The sequence below is a fragment of the Kitasatospora phosalacinea genome, from assembly GCF_000716545.1.
Taxonomy (GTDB): Bacteria; Actinomycetota; Actinomycetes; order Streptomycetales; family Streptomycetaceae; genus Kitasatospora; species Kitasatospora phosalacinea.
The window spans coordinates 1-14,089 of sequence record NZ_JNWZ01000042.1; the positions used below are offsets into that span (position 1 = coordinate 1).

The 14,089-nt window shown below is 74.3% G+C and carries 11 protein-coding genes; 10 read left to right on the forward strand and 1 reads right to left on the reverse strand.

Features of this window, described 5'->3' with window-relative positions; genetic code table 11:
- Positions 1-231: 231 nt before the first annotated feature.
- From OO48_RS21145 to OO48_RS21165, 5 genes are all read left to right on the forward strand, one after another.
- Positions 232-1,674 (forward strand): FAD-dependent monooxygenase, encoded by a 1,443-nt coding sequence (locus OO48_RS21145; RefSeq protein ID WP_033218642.1) that lies wholly within the window; start codon positions 232-234, stop codon positions 1,672-1,674.
- A gap of 126 nt (positions 1,675-1,800) precedes the next feature.
- A complete protein-coding gene (locus tag OO48_RS35285; protein ID WP_051732389.1) occupies positions 1,801-4,098 on the forward strand; it encodes an MFS transporter in 2,298 nt (765 codons plus the stop codon).
- A gap of 173 nt (positions 4,099-4,271) precedes the next feature.
- Positions 4,272-4,709, forward strand: a complete 438-nt coding sequence (locus OO48_RS21155) for an HAD family hydrolase (RefSeq protein ID WP_033218645.1) — start codon at positions 4,272-4,274, stop codon at positions 4,707-4,709.
- A gap of 111 nt (positions 4,710-4,820) precedes the next feature.
- On the forward strand, positions 4,821-5,459 hold the full coding sequence (locus OO48_RS21160) for a YoaK family protein (RefSeq protein WP_033218647.1): 639 nt from the start codon (positions 4,821-4,823) through the stop codon (positions 5,457-5,459).
- Between the two features lie 260 nt (positions 5,460-5,719).
- Complete coding sequence (locus OO48_RS21165; RefSeq protein WP_033218649.1) at positions 5,720-6,355, forward strand: carbonic anhydrase; 636 nt, start codon at positions 5,720-5,722, stop codon at positions 6,353-6,355.
- Positions 6,356-6,452: 97 nt separating this feature from the next.
- On the opposite strand, the gene OO48_RS21170 is transcribed toward OO48_RS21165, so the two are convergent.
- Positions 6,453-9,677 carry a glycosyl hydrolase 115 family protein gene (locus OO48_RS21170; RefSeq protein ID WP_033218651.1) on the reverse strand — a complete coding sequence of 1,075 codons (3,225 nt, stop codon included), beginning with the start codon at positions 9,675-9,677 and terminating at the stop codon, positions 6,453-6,455.
- A gap of 351 nt (positions 9,678-10,028) precedes the next feature.
- On the opposite strand from OO48_RS21170, the gene OO48_RS36485 reads away from it, so the two are divergent.
- From OO48_RS36485 to OO48_RS35300, 5 genes are all read left to right on the forward strand, one after another.
- Entirely contained in the window at positions 10,029-10,820 is a 792-nt protein-coding gene (locus tag OO48_RS36485) for a PASTA domain-containing protein (protein WP_081952270.1), read from the forward strand.
- Positions 10,821-11,014: 194 nt separating this feature from the next.
- Complete coding sequence (locus tag OO48_RS35290; RefSeq protein WP_051732390.1) at positions 11,015-11,626, forward strand: Rv1352/Rv1906c domain-containing protein; 612 nt, start codon at positions 11,015-11,017, stop codon at positions 11,624-11,626.
- A 266-nt stretch (positions 11,627-11,892) separates the two neighbouring features.
- Entirely contained in the window at positions 11,893-12,660 is a 768-nt protein-coding gene (locus OO48_RS21185; RefSeq protein ID WP_033218653.1) for a hypothetical protein, read from the forward strand.
- A gap of 9 nt (positions 12,661-12,669) precedes the next feature.
- Entirely contained in the window at positions 12,670-13,191 is a 522-nt protein-coding gene (locus OO48_RS35295; RefSeq protein ID WP_051732391.1) for a hypothetical protein, read from the forward strand.
- 81 nt (positions 13,192-13,272) lie between these two features.
- Positions 13,273-14,061 carry a hypothetical protein gene (locus tag OO48_RS35300; RefSeq protein ID WP_051732393.1) on the forward strand — a complete coding sequence of 263 codons (789 nt, stop codon included), beginning with the start codon at positions 13,273-13,275 and terminating at the stop codon, positions 14,059-14,061.
- The last annotated feature ends 28 nt before the right edge of the window (positions 14,062-14,089 follow it).

Sequence of the window (14,089 nt, forward strand, 5' to 3'; positions counted from 1 at the left end):
CCTTCGTGCACGCCCTCCTGATGGAAGCGGCCACCCGCCTCGCCCCGGCCCTGTGAACCCCGCCCCCCGCCCCCTGCCCCCCCGCTCCCCCGCCACTTCCAAGGTACCGCGCACCGGGGGCCTTGCCGCAAGGCCAGGTGGGTGGCCCAGAATGTCCGGCTGGTAGGGGGAAAGCGGAGAGAAGTCCGCAAGCTGACGGAAAATCACTTGTCGGGCGATTTCGGAGGGTTGATGATCGACGTGCTGGTGGTCGGCGGCGGGCCGACCGGGCTGATGCTGGCGTGCGAGTTGCGGCTGCACGGGGTGGAGGTGGTGGTCCTCGAGCGTCTGACGGCGCCGACCGGGGAGTCCCGGGGGCAGGGGCTGCACGCGCGCAGCGTGGAGGTGATGGATCAGCGCGGGCTGCTGGAGCGGTTCCGGGCGGTGAGCGAGGAGTTCAGGGTCGGCGGGCTGTTCGCGGGCGAGGCGCGGCAGTGGCCGGAGGGGATGGACACGGCGCACCCGTACGGGCTGGCGACGCCGCAGCCGGTGACGGAGCGGCTGCTGTGGGAGCGGGCCGAGGAGTTGGGCGCGGAGCTGCGGCGCGGCCGCGAGGTGGTGGGGCTGGTCCAGGACGAGGAGGGGGTGGAGGCCGAGCTGGCGGACGGCTCGCGGTTGCGGGCGCGCTGGCTGGTGGGGTGCGACGGCGGGCGCAGTACGGTGCGCCGGTTGGCGGGCGTGGCGTTCCCGGGCGAGCCGGCGACGGTGCAGACGCTGCTGGGGCAGATGGAGGCGACGGAGTCCCCGGAGCGGATCGCCGAGGTGGTGACCGAGGTCCGGCGCACCGAGCTGCGGTTCGGGCTGCACCACGAGGGCGGCGGGGTGTACCGGGCGATCGTTCCGGCGGAGGGGGTCTCGGAGGACCGGGCGGCCCCGACGCTGGAGGAGTTCCGGGAGCGGCTGCGCGCGGTGGCGGGCACGGACTTCGGGGTGCACTCGCCGCGCTGGCTGTCCCGGTTCGGGGACGCGACGCGGCAGGCGGAGCGGTACCGGACGGGCCGGGTCCTGCTGGCGGGGGACGCGGCGCACGTCCATCCGCCGACGGGCGGCCAGGGGCTGAACCTGGGCGTGCAGGACGCGTTCAACCTGGGCTGGAAGCTGGCCGCCGAGGTCGCCGGCTGGGCTCCGCCGGGCCTGCTGGACACGTACCACGCGGAGCGCCACCCGGTGGGCGCGGCGGTGATCGCGCACACCCGGGCGCAGATGGCGCTGCTGGGCACCTCGCCGGGCGCGGTGGCGCTGCGCGGGGTGTTCGCCCGGCTGATGGACTTCCCGGACGTCAACCGGTACATCACGGGCGTGATCTCCGGGGTGGACGTCCGGTACGACTTCGGCCCCGGCCCGGCCCTGCTGGGCCGCCGGCTGCGGAGCGTGCGGCTGGTCGACGGCCCGGCGGCGGGGCGGCTGTACGAGCGGATGCACGCGGGTCGGGGGCTGCTGCTGGACCGGACGGGGCTGCTGTCCGCGGCCGGCTGGGAGAACCGGGTGGACGTGCTGGTGGACGGCTGCCCGGAGCTGGAGGCCCCGGCGGTGCTGCTGCGCCCGGACGGGCACGTGGCCTGGGTCGGCGAGGAGCCGGAGGTCCGGGAGGGGCTGTCGGAGGCGCTGGCGCGCTGGTTCGGTCCGGCGGGGTAGGTCGCCGGTCGGCGCTGTTCAGCCGGGCGCCCGAACCGAAGCTCCTGTCCCTTTTATCCGTTTTCGCCGATCCGACCTGGCACAGTGGGATGGTCCTTCCTCCCGCCGAGAAGATCGAGGTTCCCGATGGCCGCGACCCCCACGGCCTCCCCCTCCCCCGCGCCGGTGCCCGTGGGCACCCCGTCCGTACTGGGTCGGGTGGGGGTGGGGCGGTCGGTGGGGGTGCTGCTGGCGGCGGCCGCGGTCTTCTACGTGGTGTCGCCGGTGCTGCAGGGCGCGGCGCTGCCGGCGGTGCGGGCCCGCTTCGGGCTGGGCTCGCAGCAGGTGGTGGCGATGAAGGTGGGCGGCGGCGCGCTGATGGTGCTGTCGCTGTTCGCGGCGGGCCGGGCGGGGGACGCCTGGGGGCGGCGCCGGGCGCTGGCGTGGTCGCTGGGCGTGCTGGCGGCGGGGCTGCTGGTGGAGACGGCGGCGTTCTCGGACTGGTCGTACCTGCTGGGCCGGACGGTGGTGATCGTCGGGGTGTCGGCGTCCTTCGCGGGGTGCCTGGCCTCGGTGGCGGCGCTGAACCCGCCGGGCCGGATGCCGCAGGTGCTGGGCGGCTGGCTGGCGGTGATGTCGGCGGCGTTCTTCGCGGCGGCGAACCTGATCCCGCGCGCCCCGTCGATGCCGGGCCTGCGGGTGAGCGCGGGCCTGGGGGCGCTGGTCGCGGTGGGCCTGCTGGTGCTGGCGCTGCGGCGGCTGCCGGAGGCGGGCGATCCGCCGGTGCCGCTGGACCGGCTGTTCCTGGGCGCGCTGGCGGCGCTGCTGGCCGTGTCGGTGGCGACGCTGCAGGTCGGCCCGGTGTGGGGCTGGACCGATCCGCGGACGCTGGCGCTGCTGGCGCTGCTGCCGGTCGCGGCGGCAGTGGCGGGCCGGCGCCGGCGGCGGCACTGGTTCACGGTGCCGCCGCGGATCACCTCGATGGCGCTGGCGACGGGCGTGGCGGTGGGGTTCACCCAGATCGCGCTGCTGCTGGCGCTGCCGGTGCTGGCGACGGCCTCCGGCATCGGGGTGACGCCGACGGCGCTGATGGTCTCGGCGTACGGGGCGGGCGGGGTGGCGGGCTGCCTGCTGGTGCGGGAGCGGCGGATCTCGCCGGTGACGGGCTGCTCGCTGGGCCTGCCGCTGGCGGTGATCGGGCTGGCGCTGTGCCACGTGCTGCCGGCGGGCGCGGCGACGGGCCTGCCGCTGGGCCTGCTGGCGGCGCTGCTGACGGGGGTGGGCGTGATGATGGCGCAGGTGCCGCAGATGGCGTGGTTCCTGTCGGCGCTGCCGCGCGGCCGGCTGGGGACGGCGGCGGCGTTCCACCCGGTGTCGGTGCTGCTGGGGACGGCGGCGGCGCAGGCGCTGCCGTACACCTCGGCGGTGAGCGCGGGGGCGACGGGGCGACAGGCGGAGAACCTGCTGTGGGTGGCGGCGGCAGTGGCGGCGGTGGGCGCGCTGATCGCGGGGCTGCCGGCGGTGGTGCTGGGGGTGGTGGGGGCGGCGGCCGGCGAGTGGCTGCTGGTGCGGGCGCTGGCGGGTCCGGAGCTGGCGCAGCGGCCGCTGGCGCAGGCGGCGGCGCTGGCGGTGGGGGTGCTGACGGGGCTGGCGGTGTGGGGGCGGCGGCAGCAGAGCGAGCGGCTGGCGGCGAGCCGGGCCAGTGCGGCGGCGCTGCAGGAGGCGGTGCTGCACCCGATCCCGGAGCGCCTGGGCGGCCTGCGGCTGGCGTCCCACTACCAGCCGGCCCGGGCGGGAACGGGCATCGGCGGGGACTTCCTGGAGGCGGTGCGGACGCCGCACGGGACGCGGGTGCTGATCGGGGACGTCCGGGGCAAGGGCCTGCAGGCGGTGCAGACGGTGACGGACCTGCTGGGGTGCTTCCGCTCGCAGGCGCACGAGACGGCGGACCTGGGCGAGCTGGCGGCCCGGCTGGACCGCCACACGGCGCGCAGCGCGGCGGCGCGCGGCGACCAGGAGCTGTTCGCGACGGCGCTGCTGCTGCAGCACCGGGCGTCGGACGGGTACGTGGAGGTGGTGAACTGCGGGCACCTGGCGCCGCTGGCGCTGGACCGGTCGGGGGTGCGGGAGGTGTCGGCGCCGGCGCTGCTGCCGCTGGGTTTCGGCGCGCTGGGCGAGGACGTGCCGGCGCCCCGGCGGCTGCCGCTGCCCGCCGGGGAGGTGCTGCTGCTGTACACGGACGGGCTGACCGAGGCGCGCAACGCCTCCCGGGAGTTCTATCCGGCGTCCGAGCGGCTGTCCGCGGCGTTCGGCCCGGACGGTGCCGACGACCCGGACGGCGCCGCCGGCCCGGCGGAGGTGCTGGCGTTCCTGGAGCGGGACGTGCGGGACTGGAGCCACCACCTGGCCGACGACATCGCGCTGATCGCGCTCACCCCGGAGTGACGTCCGCCGCCCGGCCCCGGCCCCGCTCCCGCCCCGGCCACCGGTCATCACCCCATGGAGTTAATCGATCACCGAACGTGGCGCAACCGGGTAAGCGTGCCGGCCCGGCCGACTCCTCCCGTGCGAACCCGCCGGAGAACCGGCCCGACCGCACCCGAAGGAGACCCGGTCCCATGACCGTCGTTCCGCTCGACCCCGCCTCGCCCGCCTCGCACGCCGTCGGCATCGACTTCGACCAGACGCTGGTCGCCCACGACGACGGCTGGCAGGACGGCCGGATCTACGGCAAGCCGATCCCGGGGGCGATCGAGTCGCTGCGCGCGCTGAAGCAGGTCCGCTCGGTGTTCGTCATGACCGCCCGCCCGCGCCGCTTCCACCCCGCCGTGGCGGGCTGGCTGCGCGAGCACTCCGGCCTGGAGGCGCTCGTCGACGAGGATCCGGAACGCGCCTACTGGCAGGGCGACTGCCTGCTGGTCACCAACAAGAAGCTCGGCGCCGCCGTGTACATCGACGACCGCGCCGTCCGCTTCACCGGCGACTGGGACGCCGCGCTCGCCCAGGTCCGCCACGCCATCGGCCTCCCGGCGGCACCCGTCCCGCACCGCTGCTGACGGCCGCAGGCGGCTGCCGGCGGCCACGCCCGGAAGTGCCGGACCCGCCGTCCCCCCGGCGGGTCCGGCACACTGCTGACCAGTCGTCGGCAGCCGTGCGGGAGGAGCGACGTGAGCACACCGAAGGCCGTCGGGGCGGGCACCGGGGACGGTGATCCGCTGGCGCTGGCGCTGTTCGGGCTGACGGTGGTCAGCGGGCTGATCGACGCCGTCAGCTACCTCGGGCTCGGGCACGTCTTCGCCGCCAACATGACGGGCAACGTCGTCGTCATCGGCTTCGCCCTGGCCGGCGCGCCCGGCTTCTCCGTCCTGGGGTCGGTCACCTCGCTGGCGGCGTTCCTGCTCGGCGCGAACCTCGCCGGACGGTCGACCGCCGGGCGGCTGCGGCCGGCGCTGGCCGCCGAGACGGCGCTGCACCTCGCGGCGGCGGTGGTGGTATTCGCGGCCGGCACCGGCGGAGCCGTCCAGTACCCGGTGATCGCGCTGCTCGCCCTGGCCATGGGCCTGCGCAACGCGACGGTCCGCGCGCTGGGCGTCCCCGACCTGACCACCACGGTGCTGACCATGACGCTCACCGGCCTCGCCGCCGAACCCGGCTCGCCCCGCCGACGGCGCCGCGTCCTGGCGGCGCTCACCATGCTGGCGGGGGTCGTCCCGGGCTCCGTGCTCGTCCTGCACGGGATGGCCGGCTGGGCGCTGGTGGCCTCGGCCGCGATCACGGCCGCCACCGGGGCGCTCTACCGGGAGTGAGCGGGCGGGCGGGGCCGGGTCCCGGCACCGGCCCCGCCTCGGCGACCATGTCGGCGTCCGCGTCGACGCCGACCGGCGCCGACCGGCACCGGCCGGCACCGGCCGTCCGGGACGGATGCGATTATCGCCCTCGCGGTACCGGTATCCGGACGGTTTCGGCCGCTATCCACCATTTGATCATGGGTTGCTCCCCGGGCCGGGTAGTCCGGAAGGTGACCCGGGCGCGACCTGCGGCCCGCCGGGGACGTAGTCTGCGGGACATGACTGACGTCGCGCACCTCACTCCCCAGGCCGCCTTCGAGATGCTGCTGGCGGGCAACGACAGGTTCGTCGCCGGTACTCCGCAACACCCGAACCAGGACGCCGCCCGCCGCGCCCAGACCGCCCCCTCCCAGGCCCCGTTCGCAGTGCTGTTCGGCTGCTCCGACTCCCGCCTGGCCGCCGAGATCATCTTCGACCGGGGCCTCGGCGACCTGTTCGTGGTCCGCACCGCCGGCCACGTGCTCGGCCCCGAGGTGCTCGGCAGCATCGAGTACGGCGTGAGCGTGCTCGGCGCCCCGCTGGTGGTCGTCCTGGGCCACGACTCCTGCGGCGCCGTCGGCGCCACCCGCGAGGCGGTGGCGGCCGGTTCCAGCGGCGACGGTTTCGTCCGTGACGTCATCGAGCGGGTCACCCCCAGCGTGCTGGCCGCCAACGCGGCCGGTTACACCGACAACGCCGACTTCATCGACGAGCACATACGGCACACCGCCGCCCTGCTGCTCGACCGCTCGCACACCCTCGCCGCCGCGGTCGCCGCGGGCACCACCGCCGTCGTCGGCCTCTCCTACCGGCTCGTCGACGGCACCGCCCGCCTGGTCACCACCCGCGGCCTCGACCTCCCCGCCGCCGCCTGAACCCGTCGTCCGACCCGCTGCCACCGTCCCGCGGCCCCGCTCCGGTACCGACCGGAGCGGGGCCGCGGGCGTTCACCGCCGGGCCGGGGCCCGGGGCTCAGTCGGCGCGGTGGCTCTCGGGCGGACCCAGCAGGCTGGGGCGCAGGCCGCCGGTGTCGATCACCAGGCGCTGGAGCACCACGGTCGGGTCGACCATCCAGAAGGTGAGGCGGTGCACGCCGGGTTCGGTGACGGTGTGCACGGTGGCGCTGCGGCGGACGTTGTCCGAAGTGCCCAGGGCCCACTGGACGTTCATGGTGCCGGAGTCGGCGCCGCTCTGCGCCTCGGTCCGGACGGTCTGCGGCGGCTGGCCGTCGAAGGAGACGGCGTAGGCCGGTCCGCCGGTGGCGAGAGTGTCGTTGCGCGGGGAGAGGTACGCCCAGACGGTGACGCGTCCGGTGGTGAACAGGGTCACCTGGTACTCCAGTCGCGGGCCGGTCCCGCCGGGAGTCCGCGGGGACGCGGTGACGGGGACGGGGGTCAGTCCGGCGGTGGTGCGGCCGATGCCGGGGATCAGCCGCCAGGAGACGCCGTCCGCCGCGACGGCCCGGGTGTGGTGCTCGGCGTCGATGGCGACGTAGCCGTTGGCCTCGACGTGCCCGGCCGGCCTGTTCCTCGAAAGTTCCGGACGGTTCACCACCGCCCTGACGACGACGCTCGCGCCGCCCGGCCCGCTGACGGTGACGGGCACCTCGGTGGTGCCGTACGGGGCCCGCGCCCAGTCGACGGTGAGGACGACCCGCTGCTGCTTGTCGACCCGTCCGGCGGGCCGGTCGGCGGTGAGCCAGGGCGCGCCGGTGTCGACGCGGTAGTCGAAGGGGCGCCTGCCGCGGTTGAACACCTCGACGTACTGGGCGGGTTGGCTCTGGTAGGGGCTGAACTCGGGCAGGACGGCGGGGGTCCGCTCGTGGGGCCACCAGGCGGCGGAGCCGTCGACCGCGACGCCCATCTCGGCGGTGTCGGGCAGCTCGATCCGGGCGACGGCGGGGAACAGCACGTCGGGGAGGGCGACGTTGTCGCGTTCCGGCTGCTGCCAGGGCGCGTTGGGGCCGTACCGGTCGACGTCGCCGTAGTCGATGTGCGGCTGGGTCTGGAACCCCTGCCACTTGCCGCCCGCGACCCGGGTGTTGAAGCGTTCGGCGAGCTCGAAGTCGTCGGCGAGCCTGGCCTCGGCGGTGGCGGCGAGGTCGTTGGTCAGGGCCCTGCCCTGCGGCGCGTAGTGCAGGTTGGTGAACTGCGCGGCGCGCAGCGCGTACAGGTTGGCGGTGGCGGCGACCTCGTAGCCGACGAGTTCGTACCAGGCGTCCTGGACGGCGGCGGGCAGGCGGCGCCCGATCCGTTCGGCGTCCTCGGCGAGCGCCTGCCAGCGGGCGGTGACGGTCTCCAGTTCGCGGTAGTCGGTGAGCGAGAAGGGGGTGGCCCGGTCGTCGTAGACGATGGCGGACGGGTCGGTGGCCGGGTCCTTCGCCGGATCGACGGTGATCCGCCGGTTGAGCAGTTCGGGCTTGCGGATCGACTGCAACTGCCCGTACGCGGAGAGCACTTCGGCGATCTTCCGGGCCTGGGCCTCGCCGAAGTGCTGCCGGGCGTAGCCGGTCTCCCACTCGGTCAGCCGCTCCAGCGGCCAGCGTTCGGGCCGCCAGGCGTAGTCGAGGAAGAACTGGGTGGGCAGTTCGTTGCCCTTGAGGTCGCCGACGTTGGCGACCCAGAGCGTGCGGTTGCCGTGCGCGTAGGACTGGTCGAGCTGCTCCCACATGTTGGGCAGGCACGTGGTGTCGACCCACTTGTAGTTGCGGCCGACGCCGACGTAGTCGAAGTGGTAGTAGAGGCCGTAGCCGCCGGCCCGGGCGCCCTCGGCGGGGTCGGGGAGCTTGCGGACGTTGCCCCAGTTGTCGTCGGTGAGCACGACGGTGACGTCGTCCGGCACCCGCAGGCCGCGGTCCCAGTACCGCTGGACCTCCTTGTAGAGCGTCCAGACCTGCGGGATCGCGGCCGGGTCGCGGCCGGTGACCTCGGCGAGGATCTCCCGCTGGGCGGCGATGATCTCCGTCATCAGCTCGATGCCGTCGCCGTCGGGCAGGCTGACGTCGCCGTTGCCGCGCATGCCCAGGGTGACCACGCCCTCGATCCCCTGCTCGACCATCCGCCGCACGCCGTCGGTCCAGTACGCCTTCACCGCCTCGGCGTTGCGGCGGAACGACCACTCGCCGGTGCCGCCGTACGGATCGTGGCCGGGGGTGGTGACGTTGCCCGCCGAGTCGCGGACGGCGGGGGTGGCGTGCCGGTTCCACTCCTCGATGCCGCGCATCATCGGGGCCTCGTGCGAGGTGCCCATGACGATGCCGTACGCGGTGGCGGTGGCGTGGTTGAGCGGGTCGTCCTCGGCGAAGGCGCGGCCCCAGACGGCGGGCCACAGGTAGTTGGCGCGCAGCCGCAGCAGCGCCTCGAAGACCTTGGCGTAGAAGTCGGCGTTGAAGCCGCCGGGGAAGCCGGGCGCCTTGCCGGGGCCGAAGAACGCGGGCGCCCAGGTGCCGAGCGCCGGGTTCTCGTCGTTGATGAAGACGCCGCGGTACTTCACGGCGGGGGTGCCCTGGGTGTGCCGGCCGGGCCGCGCGTACACCGCGTCGCGGCGCTGCGGGGGGACGTCGTCCCACCAGTACCAGGGCGAGACGCCCATGCCCCGGGAGGCGTCGTACACGCCGTAGATCGTGCCGCGCTGGTCGCTGCCGGCGATCACCAGGGCGCGGTCGACGCCGGGCAGCGGGTGCTCCACGACGGCCTGCAGGGAGGTCTCCCAGCGGCCCGCGATGCCGCTCACGTCGAGCCGTCCGGCGGCCACCAGCTGGTCGACCAGCGGGCTGCGGCCGACGGTGCCGACGATCACCGCCGTGCGGCCGCGCGGGACGCTGTCGCGCACGACCCCGGGCCGGACGCCGGTGACGCGCTCCAGGTCGGCCGCCAGGTCGCCGGCGACCCGGACCACGCCCGGGTGGTCCGCCCCGCTGACCACGATCGGGGCGGCCCGGCCGTCCTCGACCAGCGGGAGGGAGCCGGCGCTCGGGGTGAAGGCGATCCAGTTGCCCGGATCGGTCGGCCGGGCGCCGCCGCCTCCGTTGCCGTTGCCGTTCCCGTCTCCCGGCCCGCTGTCGCCGCCCGCGGCGGCCCAGGCGTCGGCGCTCAGGCCGAGGACCTGGCCGAGCGGGGTGGCGGCGAGGCCCAGCCCCAGGCCCAGCCCGAGGGCGGCCCGGCGTCCGGTGGTGGACTGCGGTGCTGGTCGATCCATGGCAGCTCTCCCGGCGGCAAAGGGTTTCGAAAATTTCGAAACAAGATCTTTATATTTCGGAGCCACCTTTGGGTACGACTCGGCCGGGGGTCAACCCCCCTGCACCGGGAATCTGCGGAAGGGGACCACGCCCGAAGGCCCGCACGTCACCACCCCAAGGACATCTTCCGGGCCCGCCAACAAGATTGACGCATCATCAGGCAAGGCCGAACGCGGTACGGACGCTCGGCCGACGTCCAGACACCCTCGCCCCCGATTTCGAAACGTGAATAACGGCTTCGCAACTCCCCCATCGTTCCTCCACGCCCCCTGCAAGTGTGTCCGGGCCACCACACCCGCAAGGAGCAGCACATGAGTCGGCAGCACTTCACCACCCCCCAACCGCCCGAGTGGGGCGGCCCGAAGCCGTCGAAGCGGTCGTTCGTCGACCGGGTGAAGCAGCATCCGAAGCTGTCCGCAGCAGCTGCCGGCGTCGCGGTGCTGATCGTCGCCGCCGTCCTCACCGGTGGAACCGACCAGCGTCCCGGTGCCGGCCCGGCCGGGGCCCCCGGGCCGGCACCGACCGCATCCGCGGCAGAACCGCCCGCGGCGTCGTCCCCGGCAACGCCGCCCGCGGCCCTGCCTCCGGCAGAAGCAGCGCCGACGCCCGCACCGGTGAAGGCGGGCACCGCAGACCTGCCGGACTTCGTCGGCATGGGCCTGCAGTCCGCGCAGGACAGGGCGCAGGCCGCCGGCTTCTACCTACTGACCAGCCACGACGCACTCGGCCGGTCCCGCACGCAGATCGACGACCGGAACTGGAAGGTCTGCGCCCAGAACCCGGCCGCCGGCCCGCAGGAGACCGGCACGAAGATCGACATGGGTGCGGTCAAGCTCGACGAGGCCTGCCCCGCCGCCGATCAGGGCTCCGCGACCCCGAAGGCCGGTCCGACGATGCCCGACTTCAAGGGCAGGGCCGCCGCCTCGGTCCGGGACGCCCTGAGCCGGTCGACGAGCCTCTCCACGAAGGACCTGCTGCGGGGCCGTGCGGTGATCGTCGAGTCGAACTGGCAGGTGTGCACCCAGGATCCGGCACCGGGCACCGCGTTGGACGGCCGGCCGGTGGCACTGGGCGTCGTCAAGTTCGAGGAGAAGTGCCCGTAGCCGCAGACGACTTCGCCCCGCTGCCGCGTGCGCGACAGGACGGCTCGCGGCGGGCGAGACAGCGGCGCCCCCTGGACAGCGAAGGTCTCGGACGGCAGCCGACGGATCGGTAACGATTCCCGACATGACCGACTTACCGTCAAGTACCTCTGTAGACCTGCCACCTGCACACGATCACTCCACAGAGGACACCCATGAGCACCCAGGACCGGCAATCCACTGCGCCCGACCCCGCGTGGGCCCCGCCCCGCCCGACCGCGGCGCCCGACACCCAGCAGTCCGACCCGCAGCGGTCCGGCTCCGGCGAGCGGGGTGTCCCGAAGGCCGTGAAGATCGCGCTCGGCGTCCTGGGCGGTCTGCTCCTGGTGGGCTTCGGCGCCGCGGTCGGCAGGGGAAGGGACGACACCGACCGGACCGGCGCGAGTGCCGGGCCCACCGTGACCGCGACCGTGACCGCGAGCCCCGTCCAGGCCCCGGCCACCGTGACCGCCACCGTGACCGCCGTGGTCACCGAGACCGCGACGGTCACGGCCGAGCCGCCGGCGGCTCCGGCTGCGGAACCCGGTGGCACCGTTCCCGGCAGCGGGACCTTCCTGGTCGGCGACGACGTCGAACCCGGCACGTACAAGACGGCCGGGCCCGGTTCCCTCGGGATGTGCTACTGGGAGCGGGCCAAGGACAGCAGCGGGGACTTCGAGTCGATCATCACCAACGAGACCCTGACCGGCCAGGGCGTGGTCACCATCAAGAAGACCGACAAGGTGTTCAAGACCCAGGGCTGCCAGGAATGGGTGAAGACCGGCTGAGCCCCGCGCGGCGGCCGTGGTGTGCCTGGTGGAGGCGCTGCCGGTGCGGGCCCTGGTCCGGACGGCCCCGGACGTGACGGCGCGGAGGCGCGGGACGCGGGGGCGCTCGGCGGAGGCGTGACCGCTCGGCCGGCGGGGTGACCCTCCGTCACCAGGGCCGCGCGGCGCGGCGGTGTCCCGCCGACGGGGGCCGACGATGGAACGGGAGTCGACGGTGGGGAGCCGGCGATGGACCTCCGGGAACCCCTGAGAACGGAATTCGCCGTATGGACAAGTCAACTCTCCTGCAGCTCGCCGCCGACGAGCTGGAGACGCGGGAGCTCCGAACGAGCCGCATCGAGATCATCGACTACGCGCCCAGCGACCGAGGTCTGCGCGTCCTGACCCCGCCGGGGTCGGTCGTGGTGTTCCTGGACCACGCCGGCGAGCCGATGCTCGACCGCATCCGGGAGACCGTCCTGAGCGGCAGCGGTGAGGACGTCCGGCTCGCGCAGGAGATCCAGGAGCTGTTCCGGGCCCGTACGAGGGTGAGCGAGTACCGCGCCTACCGCCTGCTGTGCGAGGCGGAGAGCTTCGCCACGATCCGCTACGGCGCCCGCACGCTCGCCACGCACGTCTTCCCGCCGCCCGGGCCCGGTCTGGTGGCGATCGAGAACCCCTACAACGGGGGCCGCCTGGCACCCGACGAGCTGACGCTGGTGGAGCACCTGGTCCCGGGCACCGACGCCGGGCTGGCCGCCGTCGCGGTCCGCCACATGCCTTCCCTCACCGAGGCGGAGCGGGCCGCCGTCGAGCAGGTTCCCGAGGACCAGTTGGAGATGAACCTCACCCTCCGGGCCGACTGCTGCGACAACTGGACGCACGTCGCGGAGGTGATCTGCCAGATCACGTACGCGAACTACCTGGCGATGGAGGCTCCCGTCCAGGACGCGGTCTCCCTCTCGCCCGAGCAGATCGCCCGGCTGGGGCCGGCCGCGTCCGCGCGCAAACTGCTCGACCTGCGGCGCGAGCTGCTCGGCCACGACCACCGCTGAGGTGCCGGGGTGCGCGAGCTCGCCGAATTCGCCTTCGCGGCGGTGTGCTGCCTGTGGATCGTGCTGACGGTGGTGTGCCAGGTCCCGTCGCGGGCGGCGGGCAGGATCCGCGGGCGCGACGTCTTCGCCCTGGTCCCGCAGTGGTCCTTCTTCGCTCCGACGCCCGGCATGCAGGACATCGTCGTGGTCCACCGGTACCGCACGGTGGACGGCGGTCTTTCGCGGTGGCGCGAAGTGGCGGCCGGCGCTCCCAGCGGACAGCCGCTGTGCGCGGTGTGGAACCCGCACCGCCGGCACGCCAAGGCCGTGCTCGACGCGACCAAGAACCTCATGCAACTGGCCGCCGAGGGACGCCGGCCGGAGGAGATCCAGCTGTCCGTGCCCTACCTGGCGCTGCTCACGTACGTCTCGGCGCAGCTCTGCCCGCAGGAGCGGCGTGCCACCCAGTTCGCCCTCGTGGTGCAGCGGAGTTCGGCGTTCCAGGACCCCCCGTCGGTGGCCTTCGTCTCGGCCCTGCACGCGATCGACTGAGCGGCCGGCAGCACCGGCGGCACCGGTAGCCGTGCCCCGTTCGCAACGGGGCACGGCCGGAAAGGACTTGGAGCGGACCTCGTGGATGCCGACCTGGCCGTGCGCCTCACCGTTTCGATCGCCGGTGTCGGCGTCGCCGTCTCCGCCTGGGAGTACCTGACGCGCCCCGCCCTGCTGGCCGACCGCTCGCTCGCCAGTTGGCCGGTGGGCCGCTCCAGCCGGCCCTGGCGGCTTCCCCGGCCGGTGGACCGGGCCGTCGATCTGCTGTTCCGGTACCCGAACGTCCTCGTGCTGGTGCTGCTGAGGTTCGTCGCGGCGGTGGCGACCGTGATCGGCGACCTGGCCCCGGCCGTCCTCTGCCTGGGCGTGATCGCCGCGACCTCCGTCCTCCTCGGTCTGCGCTCCCCGTACGGGACCGACGGGGCGGACCAGCTCTCGACGATCATCTTCGTCGTCGCCTTCTTCGCCACGGCGGTCGGCACCGAGGGGGCGCGGCACGTCTTCCTCTGGTTCGTGGCGGCGCAGGCGTGCTGCGCGTACTTCACCGCGGGCTTCGCCAAACTGGTCTCGCCGGTGTGGCGCAGCGGCCGGGCCCTCGGCGGCATCCTCGGAACGGCCTCCTACGGGTACCGCGGGCTGGGCCCCGTCGTCGCGTCGCACGCCCGGTCGGCGCGGCTCGCCGGGTGGTGGGTGATCGCGCTCGAATGCGCCTTCCCCCTCGTCCTCGTGGGCGTGCCCCGGGTGACCTACCTGCTGCTGGCCCTCGCGTTCTCGCTGCACCTCGGCGCCCTGGTGTTCATGCGGCTGAACACCTTCCTGTGGGCGTTCTCCGCCACCTATCCGAGCATCCTCTTCTGCACCCTCCAGTAGGGCGGAGCCCGTGCGGACGGGCCGGAGC

Bases quoted from the DNA above. Each gene is read 5' to 3' on its own strand.
- OO48_RS21145 (WP_033218642.1), top strand. From the start codon at position 232: ATGATCGACGTGCTGGTGGTCGGCGGCGGGCCGACCGGGCTGATGCTG.
- OO48_RS35285 (WP_051732389.1), top strand. From the start codon at position 1,801: ATGGCCGCGACCCCCACGGCCTCCCCCTCCCCCGCGCCGGTGCCCGTG.
- OO48_RS21155 (WP_033218645.1), top strand. From the start codon at position 4,272: ATGACCGTCGTTCCGCTCGACCCCGCCTCGCCCGCCTCGCACGCCGTC.
- OO48_RS36485 (WP_081952270.1), top strand. From the start codon at position 10,029: ATGAGTCGGCAGCACTTCACCACCCCCCAACCGCCCGAGTGGGGCGGC.
- OO48_RS21165 (WP_033218649.1), top strand. From the start codon at position 5,720: ATGACTGACGTCGCGCACCTCACTCCCCAGGCCGCCTTCGAGATGCTG.
- OO48_RS21185 (WP_033218653.1), top strand. From the start codon at position 11,893: ATGGACAAGTCAACTCTCCTGCAGCTCGCCGCCGACGAGCTGGAGACG.
- OO48_RS21170 (WP_033218651.1), bottom strand. From the start codon at position 9,677: ATGGATCGACCAGCACCGCAGTCCACCACCGGACGCCGGGCCGCCCTC.
- OO48_RS35290 (WP_051732390.1), top strand. From the start codon at position 11,015: ATGAGCACCCAGGACCGGCAATCCACTGCGCCCGACCCCGCGTGGGCC.